The organism is Cystobacter fuscus DSM 2262, assembly GCF_000335475.2.
Classification (GTDB): domain Bacteria; phylum Myxococcota; class Myxococcia; order Myxococcales; family Myxococcaceae; genus Cystobacter; species Cystobacter fuscus.
On sequence record NZ_ANAH02000013.1, the window covers coordinates 203,110 to 217,806 of the forward strand.

Below are 14,697 nucleotides of genomic sequence, written 5' to 3' on the forward strand. Positions count from 1 at the left end.
GTCCAGGTTCAGAGTGAGAGGATGCGGCGCACGGCGTCACGCGTGACGGCGCGGTCGCGCGGGGTCGGGTCGAGACTGATGTGGATGAACAGCCCTTCGATCAAGGCGTCGAGCTCGTACGCCGTCCTGGCGTCGACGAGCCGCTCGAGCACTTCGCGGCTCCGGCGCATCCAGTCGTGGGTGATCTGCCGGAAGGCGGGCTGGCGTGCGGCGAGCGTGTAGAGCTCGAGCGTGAGGACGAGGTCGTCCGCGCCAGTCGTGAGCTCATCGTGCACGAGGTGGACGACCGCCGTGGCCAGCGCGTCGAGGTCGGTCGCCGCCTCGAGGCGCGTGGCGAAGCGCTCGCTGAGGCGCGTGGCGAAGCGGGTGAACGCCTCGCGCAGCAACTCGTCCATGCTCGTGAAGTGGTAGGTCATCGAGCCCAACGGCACCCCGGCGCGGTCGGCGACGCGACGGTGCGAGGTGCCGGCGACACCGCCCTCGGCGATGACCGCGAGTGCGGCGTCGATGATGCGGTCTCGTCGATCGGGGTCGTACCGGCGGGTCGCCACTCCTGTCTCCTGGTTTCCGGGCATGAGGGGCACGCCCGTGAAACAAGCCTTGATGCGTACGAACGTACATATCGTCCAGCATCAGGGCAAGACCCTGTGCATGCGGGGCGGCTGCTCGCCGCCACGCCAGGCGGCCGAGGCCGCTTCGACCCTCCGCCTTTTCAGGGAGAGAGAGGAAGGAAGCGCGTCTTCGTGAGCTGCTCCGAGCGTTCCCACAGGGCGCGCGCCCCTTCGAGGTCACGCATTGACGGCCATGACTCTTCTCTGCGCGCGGGGTCGGTCTTCCCCTTGCCCGGGCCGTAGACTTCGCCGCTTCGCACGTTCGCGCCATCAGCCGCTTCGAGGGTCGGCAACGCACCATTCGCCGCGGGCCGGCCGAACAATGCGCTGATCGCGCGTGACACGACGCCCATCCACCCCGTCGGCTTCTGCTGCATCGGCGTCGCCGCCACCCCCGGGTGCGCGAGCACGCTCTTCACCGGCGAGCCCTTCGCGCGCAGCCGGCGATCGAGCTCCGCGCCGAACAGCGCATTGGCGAGCTTGCTCTGCATGTACGCGGTGCCCTGGTTGTAGCCCTGGCTCGCGTCGAGGTTGTCGAGGTTCATCTTCCCCTTGCGGCCGAAGCCGGAAGACACCGTCACCACTCGCGGGTCGGTGCCCTTCTCGAGTTGCGGTAACAGCAACGCGGTGAGCAGGAAATGCCCGAGATGGTTCGCGCCGAACTGCGCGTACACGCCCTCGGCCGTCCTGCGCAGCGGCGCAGTGCCGAGGCCGGCGTTGTTGATCAGCACGTCCAGCCCGAGCTGCTTCGCGCCGAGCGCACGCACGCTGTCGAGGTCCGCGAGATCGACCTGCTCGAGCTCGAGCACGGCCTTCGGGTGCTCACGGAGGATCTCCGCCCGTGCTGCTTCTCCACGGCCAAGGTCGCGCACCGCCATGATGACGCGCTCGTTCTTCCCCGCGAGCGCGCGCACCGTTTCCAGACCGAGGCCGCTGTTGGCCCCTGTGACGAGATGAGTTCTCATAATCGGATAACTAATCCGCTTCAGGTGTGATGCAATAAAAACGGATTTAGTATCCGGTTGCTCGTGCTAACCTCCAGGCATGGCCTCGAAGCGGTCGGACGCGAAGCAGAACCGGGCGCACCTGCTCGCCGTGGCACGCGCCATGGCGAAGGACGGCGAGGTGCCTTCCTTCAACGAGCTGGCGAAGAAGGCCGAGGTCGGTGTCGGCACCGTGTACCGGCACTTCGCGGATCAACAGGCGCTGCTGGCCGGGCTGGTGGAAGAGCAGCTCGAGGATTTTCGAGTGCTCATCGAGCACGCGGTGGCGAATGAAGACGTCAACGCCGCCTTCGAGGAGCTGTTCCGTGGGGCCGTCGAACTCGTCGTTCATCGGCCGCTGGTGGCGAGGGTGCTCGCTGGCTCGAAGGACGAATTCCGCGCGATGGAAACGAAGGCGGAAGCCGTCGTCACACGCGCGAAGAAGGCGAAGGTGATCCGACCCGACGTGGGGGTGAGTGATTTCAAGCGATTGGTCTGCGGCATCGAGCTCGCGGCACGGATGGGTCCGCGGCCAGGAGAGGCCGCACGGCGCTACGTGGAGATCGTTCTCGCTGGCATTCGCCTGTGAGGCAGCGCCGTGAAGGATGACGCACGAAAAGTGTGTGAGAATTCTCTCTCCGTGCACCCTTCGAATCAACCCGACGGTGCACGGACTGGAGATCCTCCGTGACGACTCAACGTGTGAACATCCTGGCGCCCGAGTTCCGGGCCAACCCCCATCCCCGCTATGCCGAGCTGCGCCGCGACACCCCTGTCGTCCAGGTGGAGCCCGCCGGGTTCTGGGCCCTCTCCCGTTATGAGGACGTGGCCTTCGTCATCAAGAATCCGCAGCTCTTCTCCTCGCAAGGGTTCAAGGCGGCGTGGCAACCGGAGTGGGTGGGTTACAACCCGCTGGCCAACTCGATGCTCGTCCTGGATGGGGCGGGGCATACCCGGCTGCGCACCCTGGTGAGCCGGGCCTTCAACGCCAGCGCCATCAACCGGCTGGAGGTTCGCATCCGGAAGCTCGCGAACCGGCTCGTGGATGAGCTGGCGGAGAAGGGCGAGGCGGACGCCGTCTCCTCGTTCGCCATGCCGCTGCCCGCCTTCGTCATCGGCGAGCTGCTCGGGCTGGATGTCTCCCTCCATCATCGGTTCAAGGACTGGTCGGACGACATCACCAGCGTCACGCCCGTGCCCCACAGCCCCGAGCACGCCCAGCGCACGCTCACCTCCATCGCGGACACGACGCGCTACATCTCCGAGGTCATCGAGGCCCGCCGCCGCTCGCCCGCCGATGATCTGGTCAGTGATCTGATCCGCGCCGAGGTGGAGGGTCAATCCCTGACGGATCAGGAGATCGTCGACTTCCTGGTGCTGCTGCTCATCGGGGGCCTGGAGACGACGGTCCACCTGCTGGCCCACTCCCTGCTCTTCCTGGCCGAGCGCCCGGAGGAGCTGGCCCGGTTGCGCGCACAGCCCGCGCTGCTACCAGGGTTCGTCGAGGAGATGCTGCGCTACGAGGCTCCCGTGCAGGCCCTGCTTCGCGTCGCCACCTCCGACGTGACGCTCTCCGGGGTGAAGATTCCCCAGGGGGAAGTGGTGCTCGCCCTCCTCGCCTCGGCCAACCGGGACGAGCGCCACTACTCCGAGCCGGATAGGTTCGATCCCCACCGCGGGCAGCCCGGTCTCTCCTTCGGGTATGGCGTCCACTACTGCATTGGCGCACAGCTGGCCCGGATGGAAGCGCGCTGCGGTCTGGAGGCGCTGCTCTCCCGCTTCAGCGGCTTCACACGCACTTCCTCGGAGCTGAGCTGGGGCCATGCCATCACGGTTCGTGGACCCCAACACCTGTCGCTCCGGTTCATCCCCGCCTGAGGCGGCTTCGACGGCTACAGGGCTCGGACTGAGAGAGGACCTGCGCGGGGACCGTCCACACTCCAGTCATTGGCGGCGGGGGCGCCTGGACGACCTGGAGCGACTGCGACGTCGCGCTTCAGGCGGTCTCCGAGCCGCTCGGTCTCGCGTGGCGCGTGAACTTCGTCCGGTGGGGCAGGGCGGGTCCTCGCGTATCCTGGACGTGAACCGCAAAGGAGTCGCCCCGTGCTCAAACTGCACCACCTCGTGAACTCCCGTTCGCAGCGCATCCTCTGGCTCTTGGAGGAACTGGGGCTCGACTACGAGCTCGTCACCTACCCGCGCGACCCGAAGACGAACTTCGCGCCCGCCGAACTCAAGGCCATCCATCCGCTCGGCAAGTCTCCGCTCCTCGAGGACAACGGACGGGTGCTCGCCGAGTCCGGTGCCATCATCGACTCCGTCGTGCGCCGCCATGGCCAGGGCCGACTCTCGCCCGCGCCGGACTCGGCCGAGTACGACGTCTACGTGCACTGGCTGCACTACGCCGAGGGCTCGGCCATGCTGCCCTTGATTCTCGGGGTCTACATGGGACGTCTGGGCGAGGCCGGCGCGCCGCTCAAGCCGCGCATCTCCAGCGAGGTGTCGAACCACCTGGGCTACATCTCGGGAGCGCTCGGGGAGCGGGACTACCTGGTGGGCAACGACTTCAGCGCCGCCGACATCCAGATGAGCTTCGTGCTGGAAGTGGCGCGGTCCACGGGCGCCCTGGAGTTCTTTCCCAATCTCGGCGCCTATCTCGAGCGGTTGCACTCCCGCCCCGCCTATCAGCGCGCCCTCCAGCGTGGCGGGCCCCTCGACATGGGCGGCCAGGGCAAGCGCTGACGATTCAATCGACGCGCCCATGTACGCCACGCGTCCGTGCGGTGACTCACGGCGCGCGGCGCGAAGGAATTGACACCTCCAATGCGAACCCTCTTCTCCGTCCTGTTGCTGCTCGCACTCGTCACCCCCGTGCGCGCCCGGTCCGCGGAGGTGCGGAAGACTCCGCGAAGCGCTCCCGCCGCCGCGATGGACGCGCTGCTGGCGGGGAAGTTCCGGGCGGACCAACCGGGTGCCGTGGTGTTGGCGGTGAAGGAGGGCAGGACGCTGTTCCGGAAGGCCTACGGATTGGCCAGCGTGGAGCTGGGCGTCCCCGTCAAACCAGATACGGTGTTTCGCATTGCCTCCACCACCAAGCAGTTCACCGCCGCGGCCGTGCTCGAGCTGGTGGAGGAGGGCAGGGTGGACCTGAAGGCTCCCCTCCGCCGCTACCTCCCCGAGCTTCCGGCGGGTTGGGCTGCCATCACCGTCGAGCATCTCCTCACCCATACCTCGGGGCTCCGGGAGTACTCCCGCGCGCCGGACTTCCGCATGGAGGAGCCGGTGACACCCGCTGGGCTCCTCGCGAGGCTGGAGGGCTGGCCGCTCGAATTCGAGCCCGGGACGCGCTTCGCCTACAACAACTCCGGCTACATCCTTCTCGGGCTCCTGGTGGAGCGGCTTTCCGGCCAGCCCTACGAGACCTTCTTGAAGGAGCACTTCCTCCAGCCGCTCGGCCTGACGCGCACCGCATTTCCCACTCATGGCGAGCTGGTCCCAGGGCTGGCCTCTCCCTATTCGAGTGGGCCCAGGCCTGCTCCCGTCGTGAGTCCGAGCCCCGCGGGAGGCCTGGTCTCCAACGCGGATGACCTGGCGGCCTGGACCCTGGCCCTCCATGGCGGCAAGGTCCTCTCGCCCGCGAGCCTCCAGGTCATGACGACGCCGTTCCACCTGAAGGATGGGCAGGACACCCGCTACGGCCTGGGCATGCGCATTGGCGAGCTGCACGGGCAGCCCTACATCCACCACAGCGGAGACAACCCGGGCTATCACGTGCAGGTCGCGGCGCTGCCCCGGTCCAGGGTCGCCGTGGTCGTGCTGATGAACGGGGAGGAGGGGGAGGTGTCACCGGAGTTCCTGGCCAAACGCCTCGCGGCGCTGGCCATCGGGCAACCCCTGACGGAGCCCACGCCCTCGGTGGTTTCCGTGGAGGTGCTCCAGGCGCTCGTCGGGCGCTATCGCAGCGGGGACGCCGTGCGCACGATTCGTCTGCGGGACGGTCACCTCTACAGCGTGCTCGGGGAGGGGCCGCCGGGCCTCATCCAGCCCCTGTCCCCGACGGAGTTCTTCTTCCCGGACAACTCCGACCTGCACCTGCGCTTCACCCTGGAGGCCGGACGGGCCGTCGCCGTCACGCGTCTGTCGGATGGGGGCTCGCCACAGGTCTTCCTCCGTGAGCCCGCGGAGTCGAAGCCGTAGGCCTGGAGGCCAGGGCGCATATAAATATAAGGAGGGGGCGACAGGGGTGTGAGCCTTCTTCAAGGAAGAGGAGCGGAAGCACGCCGCCGGTCCGAGGTAGGGCGGCCCGCGTCAGGCCCTGGCGCTCACCAGTGGCAGCTCCAGGGTGAACACGGCGCCCCGGCCTCGTCCCTCACTCTTCGCCAGGATGGAACCGCCCAGGGCCTTCGCCGTGAGGATGCTGCCGTGCAGGCCGAAGCCGTGCCCTTCCTCCTTGGTGGTGAAGCCGGCGCGGAAGAGCATCTCCAGGTTCTCCGGCGCAATCCCCACCCCGTTGTCTTCCACGGAGATCCGCAGCAGCTGCTCGCCACTTTTCTCGAGCTTGAGCCGGAGCCACTTCTCCTCCTGCCCGCTCCCACTCAGCGCACTGGCGGCGTTGCTGATGAGGTGGGTCAGGATCTGCACCACCTTGCTCCGCTGGAGGAGCAGGGCCGGCAGTGCCTGGTACTCCTTGATGATCCGCACCCGCAGCGGCTCCAGGACGGGGGTGTTCATCCGCAGGGCGTCGTCCAGCAGATCCTCCAGGTGGACCCATTCCGGGGCCTCCGAGATCCCGACGTAGGCCTGCTGTGTCCGCACCACCTCGTTGAGGTACTCCACGCTCGCCACCATCGCGCCCACCTCGCCTCGCGTGAACTCCAGATCCTGCTGCATCGTCGCCGCCAGCTTGGAGAGGTAGGCGGGCAGCCCTCTGCCAGCCGTGTCCTTCTCCAGGAACTCCCCGAGGTCCTGCTGGTGCGCCTGCAGGAGCGCCGCGGTCTGCGCCAGCTTCGGCACGCGGAACTGCCGCAGCTTGGAGGCCACGATTCCCGCCGAGGTGTTGATGCTGTTGAGGATGTTCCCCGCGTGGTGCAGTACCTCCGCGGCGATCTCGGCCTTTCCAGCGCGCCGCGCGGTGTCCAGGAGCTCCGCCTGGGCGCGCCGGAGCTCGCGCGCCCGCTCCTCGACGCGCTGCTCGAGTTCGTCGTGCGAGCGCCGCAGCGCCTCCTTGGCCTGCTGCACGCTGGCATAGAGCCGCGCGTTCGCCAGCGAGATCGAGGCCTGCGACGCCAGAACCTCGAGGACCGCGAGCCGGCTCGGGGTGAACACGCCCGCGGCCAGCCTGTTCTCGACGTAGAGGACGCCCACCAGCTTCGCCTGGCCCATCACCGGCATGCACAGGATCGACCGGGGCTTCGCCCGGACCACGTACTCGTCCGAGGCGAACCTGTCGTCGGTCCCCGCGTCCTCGAGGATGAGACTCTCGAGCGAGCGTCTGACGTAGTGCACGATGGAGTGGGGCAGGCGGGCCGACGCCTCGAGCGGCACCGGCTCGGCGTCGACCTTGATCTCCTCGCGATCGACCTCCGCCCCCGCTTCGATGAACAGGGTGTCGTCACGGGTCAGGAGGAGATACCCCCGCTCCGCCCCCGCGCTCTCGAGGAGGATGCGCATCAACGTCTTCAACAGGCCCGCGAGGACGATCTCCTTGGAGATCGCCTGCTGCGCCTTCACCACCGTCATCACGTTGAACGCCTCGTCCGTGGTCGCGCTCGTGCCGGTGGTGGTGTTTCCGGACCTGAGCAGGTGCGGGTACCTCATGTCGAGCCGCTTCACCTTGCCGTGCGCACCCCATTGCAGCCAGGCGCGCCGGGCCTCGCGCAGGTACGTGTCGGCGACGGTCTCGACTCCACGGGCTCGATAGAACTCCGACGCCACCTCGTACGCGAGCGCCTCGCACTGGGTGAAGCCATTCTGGCGAGCCCGGGAGATGGCCTCTTCATACCGCCGCATCGCCTCTTCGGTGTTCCCCCGGAGCCGGGCGAGCTCCGCGGAGATGAGCGCGTACGCATGGCCAAAGTTCGCGGGGCCTGTCTCCGCCCACTCCTGGAGCACCGCATGGTCGGCCTCGAGCTGGCGGAGGTAGTCCTGCTGCTCCGCGGGCGTGACCGCGTCGTAGTGACGGGCCAGCGCGAGCGCCGCGTGATAGTGGTACTCCGCGACTCCCACCTGGCCGGCGTAGGCGAAGAGAAACGCTCTGCCCTTCAGGGCCATCTCCACGGCACCCCGAGCGTCTCCGTAGATGAGCGCGCAGAGCAGCCGGTACCTGTAGAACATGAACGCAATGAAGGGGACGGCGCGCAGCCCGGTCACGCTGTCCGGCGCAACCGGTGGGGCCTCTGTTCTCTGCTGCAGACACTCCACCACCGCGTGGAGATCCGCGATGGCCAACCACACCGCGTCGTTTCTCGTGCGGTGGAGGAAGTCCAGGGAGGTCTCGGCCTCGGAGGAGACGTCTTCGAGGTGGTCTCCCATCATGAACCGGAACACCACGAGGTTCATGACGGAATAGGAGGCGAAGGTGAGTTCACCGGTCTGGCGTGCGGCGGACCAGCTCTCCCGGAACAGCGGAAGCACCTCCCGGAGGTGCTGGATCCGGTGGTTGATGAAGCCACCGATGACGAGGCACACCTTCGCCCTGCTCCCGATGATGCCTCGTCTGTCCATCAGGTCGACCGCGAGCGCGCCGAGGCGGACCGCCTCGCGCCACTTCTTGAGGACATGGCCCATGGCCTGCCCGAAGACGGCGTAGCCCATGACGGAGACGTCCGCGTTTCCGTAACGGAGGCTGGCACCGACCATCTGGCAGGCGAGCAGATCGTGCAGATCCGGGTTGATGAAGTACGCAGGTGGCAGGACGGCCGCGAAGAGCGCCAGGAGCGCCCTCTGGTCCGGGTCCGTCATCGGCGCCAGATCCAGGAGTGACTCGAGCTTGCGTTGCTCCAGCTCCTCCCAGAGGGCCTGCACCGTGGCTCTGAGTTCTTCGGGGTTGGGCCGCGGGGGCAGCTCGAGCCCGAACCGCCGCGCACAGGAGAGCGCCGCCTCGACGGCCTGGGGGAACTCGCCTCGGGTCCCGTGGAGGTCCACCTTCAAGCGGTGCACGTCTGCTTGCTCCGCCCGGGTGCGGACGCGCGTGATGAGGGTGGTGATCCTCGCCTCCGCCGCCCCAAGCTGCCCGCTGATGAGCTCGCACTGCGCCCGCTGGAAGGTGAGCTCGTAGGTCAGCTCATGGTGGGACTCCCACCCGTTCGGGCCCACGAGGTCACAACCGGTGGCAAGGTAGCTCAACGCAGCCGCATGGGCCGCCGACCGGATCGCGCTCTTGCCTGCCGCCAGGTTGAGCCGCGCCAACTCGAGCGTCTCGTCTCCGTCGTCGATCAGCGCCGCCGCGAGGTTGAGGTGGTTGACGAGCTCGAACACCGCCGACGGCCGGCGTGCGCGCAGCATCCGTCCGATCCGCAGGTGCAGCGCGATGCGCTGAGCCTCTGGGGTGAGGAGATAGGCGGCCTGCTGGATGCGATCATGCAGGAACCTGTACCCGTGCTCGGAGCGAAGGATCAGCCGCTCCTTGATGGCTCCGAAGAGCCTCGCTTCGAGCTCCTCGAGGGGGCTCCGCACCAGTTCGGAGACGTCCGCGGCATCGAAGGTGTTGCCGATGCATGCGGCGACCTCGAGTGCGTCCTGGGTGGGGGAGGGCAGCTCCCTCAGCTTCGCGACCATCAGATCGACCACGTTGTCGGTGAAGCCCTGGGCCTGGATCCGCGCGAGCTCCCAGCGCCACTCGCGCGCCGCCGCGTCGAACTGGAGGAGCTTCTCCCGGTGGAGGGTGCTGAGGAACTGGGTGAGGAAGAACGGGTTGCCTCCGGTCTTCTCGAGGAGCAGGTGAGCGAGCGGCAGCACCCGCGCCTCGTCGGTGTGCAGCGCATCCGCGAGCAGGCGCTGGGTGTGCTCGCGCCCCAGCGGCGAGAGCACGATCGAGGAGATGGGGACCACCCCCCGGCGCAGCGAGTCGAGCGCCACCATCAGCGGATGGGAGGGGGGCACCTCATTGTCGCGGTAGGCGCCAATCACGAACAGGCAGCCTGCCTCCGGGGCGGGGATGACGTACTGGAGGAGGGCGAGGGTTGCCGGATCCACCCACTGGAGGTCATCGAGGAACAGGACGAGCGGTCGCTTGTCGGGGCTGAGCGCGCCGAAGAAGCGGGTGAAGACCTCGTGGAGCCGGTTCAGCGACTCGGCCGGGCCCAGCTCCTCCACCGGAGCCTGCTTTCCGATGATGAGTTCGAGCTGGGGGAGCATGTCGACCACGAGCTGGCCGTTCACGCCGAGCGCTCGCTGGATGCGCTCCTTCCATGTGGTGATCTCCGCTTCCCCTTCGGCCAGGATCTGCTGGAGGCACTGCCGGAGGGCGGACACCAGGGTGGAGTAGGGACCCCCGGTGTTGAGCTGATCGAACTTGCCGGACGCGAACAAGCCGCGCTCGCGCACCAGCGGCCCGAAGACCTCTCTCACCAGCGACGACTTGCCGACGCCCGAGTACCCCGAGATGAGCGCCAGCGCGCAGCGTCCCGCTTGGACGCCCCGATCGAACGCGCCGAGGAGCGCCGACACGTCGTCCTCACGGCCGTAGAGCTTCTCGGGGATGCGAAACCCATCCAACGCATCCTCGGAGCCGAGCGGGAATGGATCGAGCGCCGCACCCGAGTCCCAGCGCGCGGCGCACTGCTCCAGATCCGCCTTCAGTCCCTCCGCGCTCTGATACCGATCCTCGGGGGCCTTCGCCATCAGCCGGGCCACGAGCCGCGAGAGGACCACCGGCACGCTCGGGTTCAACTCGCTCACCGGCCGGGGAACCACCGCCAGATGGCAGTGGAACCACCCGAGCACGTCCTCCGCCGAGAACGGAGGCACTCCCGCCAGCATCTCGTAGAACGTGATGCCCAGCGAGTACAGGTCCGAGCGGTGATCGACCACGCGGTTCATCCGGCCTGTCTGCTCGGGCGACAGGTACGCGAAAGTCCCCTCTACCGTGCTCGCGGGGCGGAAGGACGGATGCTCGAGGGGGAGCGCCGACGCGATTCCGAAGTCCGCGATCTTCACCACGCCTGTCGCATCGTTCACGATGACGTTGGCCGGCTTGATATCGAGGTGAACGACCTCGCGGCGGTGGACATCGGCGAGGGCGGAGGCCATCGAGATCGCGAGCCGCAGGAAGGAGCGGAGCTCGATCGGGCCGGAGAGCAGCCGATTGAGCGAGTGACCCTGGAAGTCCTCCAGGACCAGGGCCGCGGTACTCGGCAACCGCAGCAGCTCCAGGGCCTCCACGACATGAGGCGAGCCCTGACACTTTCGGATCAGCCCGAACTCGCGCTCCAGCCGCGCGATCCCTCGCGAGTCCACGTGCGCCATCTCTGGCATCTTGATGACGACCGGACGTCCGTCCGCCTGGCGCGAGGCCCGAAACAGCGTGTGCTTCGCCCCCTGGTGGAGCACCTCCAGGAGCGAGTAGTTCGGAATCGTTGGCAACATTCGTGAACGAGAAGGCTAGGCGGCCCGCCGCCATTTCGTCACCTGAGGCAAGGTGAGGACGCTCAGCCGGAGTCAGAGGGAGCTGAGCCTCAACACCCCGCGGCCTGAGGTGGCCTTCGCGCCAGAGCCAGGCTCGCACCTGCCGCGGGCAATCCCAGGTGCTCCACAATCGCTCGCCCCCCTGCCGCGTTCTTCACGTCCGCCAAGACCTGACGCCTGCCTCCACACCCATGGGACGCCTCGCGCTTCGTGCGAAGCCCCTCAAGAAAGGCTTTGAAGGGCTTTCATCTCGTTGGGGTTGGAGCAGAGAGGCAGAGGAAGGCCGCTGACGGGAGCCCAAGAACTGTGCGCCAGGCTGGTGCTCGCTGCGTGGAGCCCCCAGGGTGCACCCGCCTGCCCAGGCCTCCCTCCCAGGAGGGACGCCGCGGCCTGATGGCCAGGTGCTCCGCGGTGCCTTCGATGGTCCATCTGATGAAATCAGAACAACAACGTCTCTTCCATGTTGGGAGGACGTACCTGATCTGGGGGAGGACGTGACGACGATTTCACTTCGGGTATGATCACGGCCCGCCATGCGCTTCCGTCCCTACGCCAAGATGCCCTCCGCAGGTGAAGTACGAGAGCAACCCGTGCCGGGGGGAACCTGGGTCGCACTGGAGAAGATCCATGGTGCCCAGCTCGTGCTCGCGGTGCACGGCGCGGAGGTCTCTTTCGGCAAGCGCAAGGCATGGCTCGCCGAGGAGGATCCGTTCTTCGGCTGGCAGTTGCTGCGGGTGCAGCTGAGCGCGGGCGCGCGATCCCTTGCCTCGAAGGTGTGCGAGCCGGGGGGGACGGTGTACCTCTATGGCGAACTCTTCGGGGGCCATTACCCGCACCCAGAAGTGCCGGTGGTGCCCGGGCTGTCTCCTGTTCAGACAGGCATCTGGTATGCGCCGGACCTGCGCTGGTCCCCCTTCGATATCCTCGTGGCCCGCTCGGAGGAAGACGAGGGGGTATTGCTCGCCCACTCGGAGGTGGAGGAACTCGCCCGGCACGAGGGCTGGGTGCCGCCTCCCGTGGTTCGCCGGGGGACCCGCTCGGAGATGGGTGGCGTGCCAACCCGCATGCAGACCCGCATCCCCTCCCTGCTGGGGCTTCCCGCCATCCAGGGCAACGTGGCCGAGGGCCTCGTCATCAAGAGTGATCAGCGCCTGCCGTGGGCCCAACGCACCGCCTTCAAACGGAAGATCGAGGAGTTCAACGAAGCTCGCTTCGATGAGAGCGAGGCCTGGGATCCCCAGCGGCGGCTCTCCCTGGCGGAGTTGACCCTCTGGGCCGAGCGCTTGATCAACCCGGCGCGCATCGCTAGCGCGGTGTCGAAATGGGGCTGGGGAGACAGGAACAACCTGCTCGACGAGGTGATGCTGGACGTCCGCGTGGACCTGGAGTTGGCGTTCCCCCTCGCGTATCGATCGCTCGACACCGTGCAGGAAGAGCAATTGGAGGCACGCATCCGCCAGTGTGCTCTTCCGCTTCTTCAAGAGGTACCCAGCACCAACCGACGGCAGGGGGAACGATGAGCAATACGTTGAAGGGAGGGTACAAACGAGGGGATCACCTCTTCAATCATGGCTTGACCAAGCTGGGCTTGGATGAGCCGACGAACCTGGTGCTTCTCTCCGCCTTGCGCGAGTTTCAGCACGGCCTGCATTGCATTGAGCGCGAGGGTGGCTTCAACCTCGTCGTGAACAAGGGCAATCACGCGGCGGATGAGAACTCGCAGCTCTTCGGAGAGACGGTCCGCGATCTGCGTATTGCCTGGAGCCAACTAGATACCCTGCTCTCGAGTTCTGGTGCCAAGACACAGCATCGCGCCCAGGTCATTCGCAGACTGGAAGAGACGCTGGAACAACTCAGACTCAACAGCTTCGACCCCGATGCGGCCAAGCTCTTGCTGAAGGAGTCGAGCCATACGGAACGGCGAGTGCTCGACGAGAAGATCGCGCGAGTCAAAAACGAGCTGCAGGAACTCCTCGGCGCTTTCCTGGGGCAGATCCTACGGTTCATGCCGACGTCCAGCGCCGTGGGGCAGAGCAAGAACCATTATTGAGACGGGGAGGCAATGGCCGCGGTTGCGCGCCTGGAGCGAAGACGCCGTGGAACCTCGTGAGGCTTGCTTCCAACAACCGCAGCACCCGGTGGCTCGGTCGTCCGGTCCTGCTCCGCGCTTCCCCTGCCGGGCTGGAGCATCTCGCGGGACGCCTCGAGGGTCACGTGCGCGTCGAGCCCCACGTACACGCCACCGGTGACGAGGAGGATACACCATGCATGGTGTGAATGCACTTCCAGTGTCTCAAGCCGGGGTTAGAGTACGTGCCCATGCCGTCTTTCGACTCGAACCTCTTCCCCCTCTGGCTCGTCCAGGTCCTGTGTGCGCTCTTCCTGGCCATCACCTTCCTCCAGTCCGGCCTCGACAAGGTCATCGACTGGAAGGGAAACCTGGGGTGGCTCACCGGACACTTCTCCAAGAGCCCCCTGCGTGGCGTGGTGCCGCTGATGCTGGCCACCCTCACGGTGCTGGAGCTGGCCGCCGGCGGGGTGAGCGCGGCCGGGGTCGTGTTCCTGGTGCTGTCCGGTGGCACACGGGTGGCCATGTGGGGCGCGGCCCTCTCGGGGCTCTCCTTCGTGGCCCTCTTCTTCGGCCAGCGCATGGCCAAGGACTACGCGGGCGCCGCGGGCCTGGTGCCCTACTTCCTCGTCTCCCTGGTGGGCCTGCTCACCCTGCGCGGCTGAAATGAAGAGCCCGACTGTCATGGCGACAGTCGGGCTCCGAATCAGGCGGACTTCAGCTCAGTCGCCGTAGACCTGGGTTTCGTAGGCTGTTCAGGCATGGGTATCAAGAAGCAATTGCCTCTTCGCCACGACGAGCCAGGTCACTCCGCCGAGCAGGACCTTCCCCTCCGTCCGATGGGGCTGGCATTCGCGGGCAACCTCCTCCTCCCACGCCCGTTGCGTCTCCGGTGGCAGTTGCTCCACGAGCTTCGCCACGGGGCCCCCCAGCTCGCGAATCCATCGCACGACTCCTGCCTCATCCTCGGCTTCCATCACGGGCACATGCATGGACTCGACGTGCTCCATGACGAACCCGGTGCGCGTCAACAGCGGGCGCAGGAGTTCGGGGTTGGAGAAGCGGTACGAAACTCGATGTTGGAGAGGGCCTGGGCGCGTGCCTTCTCCCGTGCGACCTCCAGCATGCCGTCGGACAGGTCCGTTCCCAGCACGAAGCCGGAGGGGCCCACCCGGTGCGCGGCGCGCAGGGAAGGCTCACCCATCCCCGAAGCCACATCGAGCACCCTCATGCCCGGCCGAATGCTGGCGAGATCGAGCATCCGCTCGCTGACGGACGCCGTGAGGCGGGACTCCATCTCGTCGTACCGGCGGATGGTGGTGAGGCGCTCGGCCCACCAGGACTGCTGCGGTGGTCTCTGGGTGGTCATGTCTTTTTCACCGGTCTGGGAAACGTGCAGCCGGGTCTGGTT

General features: G+C 67.1%; 13 protein-coding genes. 7 read left to right on the forward strand and 6 right to left on the reverse strand.

Annotated elements, in window-relative coordinates; genetic code table 11:
- Window positions 1-8: 8 nt before the first annotated feature.
- Window positions 9-551, reverse strand: coding sequence for a TetR/AcrR family transcriptional regulator (locus D187_RS23415; RefSeq protein WP_002628101.1), 543 nt, complete (start codon window positions 549-551; stop codon window positions 9-11).
- 161 nt (window positions 552-712) lie between these two features.
- Window positions 713-1,576, reverse strand: a complete 864-nt coding sequence (locus D187_RS23420) for an SDR family NAD(P)-dependent oxidoreductase (RefSeq protein ID WP_051256487.1) — start codon at window positions 1,574-1,576, stop codon at window positions 713-715.
- Between the two features lie 79 nt (window positions 1,577-1,655).
- On the opposite strand from D187_RS23420, the gene D187_RS23425 reads away from it, so the two are divergent.
- From D187_RS23425 to D187_RS23440, 4 genes are all read left to right on the forward strand, one after another.
- Window positions 1,656-2,183, forward strand: a complete 528-nt coding sequence (locus D187_RS23425) for a TetR/AcrR family transcriptional regulator (protein WP_002628103.1) — start codon at window positions 1,656-1,658, stop codon at window positions 2,181-2,183.
- Window positions 2,184-2,281: 98 nt separating this feature from the next.
- Window positions 2,282-3,472: a cytochrome P450 gene (locus D187_RS23430; protein WP_002628104.1), complete on the forward strand. Its 1,191-nt coding sequence runs from the start codon at window positions 2,282-2,284 to the stop codon at window positions 3,470-3,472.
- Between the two features lie 225 nt (window positions 3,473-3,697).
- Window positions 3,698-4,336: a glutathione S-transferase family protein gene (locus D187_RS23435; protein WP_002628106.1), complete on the forward strand. Its 639-nt coding sequence runs from the start codon at window positions 3,698-3,700 to the stop codon at window positions 4,334-4,336.
- Between the two features lie 81 nt (window positions 4,337-4,417).
- Complete coding sequence (locus D187_RS23440; RefSeq protein WP_002628107.1) at window positions 4,418-5,791, forward strand: serine hydrolase domain-containing protein; 1,374 nt, start codon at window positions 4,418-4,420, stop codon at window positions 5,789-5,791.
- 111 nt (window positions 5,792-5,902) lie between these two features.
- On the opposite strand, the gene D187_RS23445 is transcribed toward D187_RS23440, so the two are convergent.
- Window positions 5,903-11,179, reverse strand: a complete 5,277-nt coding sequence (locus D187_RS23445; RefSeq protein ID WP_002628108.1) for a trifunctional serine/threonine-protein kinase/ATP-binding protein/sensor histidine kinase — start codon at window positions 11,177-11,179, stop codon at window positions 5,903-5,905.
- Between the two features lie 572 nt (window positions 11,180-11,751).
- On the opposite strand from D187_RS23445, the gene D187_RS23450 reads away from it, so the two are divergent.
- Together D187_RS23450 and D187_RS23455 are read left to right on the forward strand one after the other, a co-directional pair.
- Window positions 11,752-12,738, forward strand: coding sequence for an RNA ligase family protein (locus D187_RS23450; protein WP_002628109.1), 987 nt, complete (start codon window positions 11,752-11,754; stop codon window positions 12,736-12,738).
- Entirely contained in the window at window positions 12,735-13,268 is a 534-nt protein-coding gene (locus D187_RS23455) for a hypothetical protein (RefSeq protein ID WP_043431265.1), read from the forward strand. The genes D187_RS23450 and D187_RS23455 overlap by 4 nt, the downstream gene beginning before the upstream one ends.
- Here D187_RS23455 and D187_RS59570 read toward each other — a convergent pair.
- Window positions 13,262-13,501: a M57 family metalloprotease gene (locus tag D187_RS59570; RefSeq protein WP_081713822.1), complete on the reverse strand. Its 240-nt coding sequence runs from the start codon at window positions 13,499-13,501 to the stop codon at window positions 13,262-13,264. The genes D187_RS23455 and D187_RS59570 overlap by 7 nt on opposite strands.
- A 36-nt stretch (window positions 13,502-13,537) precedes the next feature.
- Between D187_RS59570 and D187_RS23460 the strand changes: the two genes are divergently transcribed.
- Entirely contained in the window at window positions 13,538-13,951 is a 414-nt protein-coding gene (locus D187_RS23460; RefSeq protein WP_002628111.1) for a hypothetical protein, read from the forward strand.
- 90 nt (window positions 13,952-14,041) lie between these two features.
- On the opposite strand, the gene D187_RS58065 is transcribed toward D187_RS23460, so the two are convergent.
- Both D187_RS58065 and D187_RS58070 read right to left on the reverse strand, forming a co-directional pair.
- On the reverse strand, window positions 14,042-14,236 hold the full coding sequence (locus tag D187_RS58065; RefSeq protein ID WP_245591796.1) for a hypothetical protein: 195 nt from the start codon (window positions 14,234-14,236) through the stop codon (window positions 14,042-14,044).
- A 77-nt stretch (window positions 14,237-14,313) separates the two neighbouring features.
- Window positions 14,314-14,655: a methyltransferase domain-containing protein gene (locus D187_RS58070; protein ID WP_245591797.1), complete on the reverse strand. Its 342-nt coding sequence runs from the start codon at window positions 14,653-14,655 to the stop codon at window positions 14,314-14,316.
- Window positions 14,656-14,697: the final 42 nt, after the last annotated feature.

What these genes read in the sequence shown, in the direction of transcription:
- D187_RS23420 (WP_051256487.1), bottom strand. Translation starts at nt 1,576, where the DNA reads ATGAGAACTCATCTCGTCACAGGGGCCAACAGCGGCCTCGGTCTGGAA.
- D187_RS23425 (WP_002628103.1), top strand. Translation starts at nt 1,656, where the DNA reads ATGGCCTCGAAGCGGTCGGACGCGAAGCAGAACCGGGCGCACCTGCTC.
- D187_RS23440 (WP_002628107.1), top strand. Translation starts at nt 4,418, where the DNA reads ATGCGAACCCTCTTCTCCGTCCTGTTGCTGCTCGCACTCGTCACCCCC.
- D187_RS23445 (WP_002628108.1), bottom strand. Translation starts at nt 11,179, where the DNA reads ATGTTGCCAACGATTCCGAACTACTCGCTCCTGGAGGTGCTCCACCAG.
- D187_RS23450 (WP_002628109.1), top strand. Translation starts at nt 11,752, where the DNA reads ATGCGCTTCCGTCCCTACGCCAAGATGCCCTCCGCAGGTGAAGTACGA.
- D187_RS23455 (WP_043431265.1), top strand. Translation starts at nt 12,735, where the DNA reads ATGAGCAATACGTTGAAGGGAGGGTACAAACGAGGGGATCACCTCTTC.
- D187_RS23460 (WP_002628111.1), top strand. Translation starts at nt 13,538, where the DNA reads ATGCCGTCTTTCGACTCGAACCTCTTCCCCCTCTGGCTCGTCCAGGTC.
- D187_RS58070 (WP_245591797.1), bottom strand. Translation starts at nt 14,655, where the DNA reads ATGACCACCCAGAGACCACCGCAGCAGTCCTGGTGGGCCGAGCGCCTC.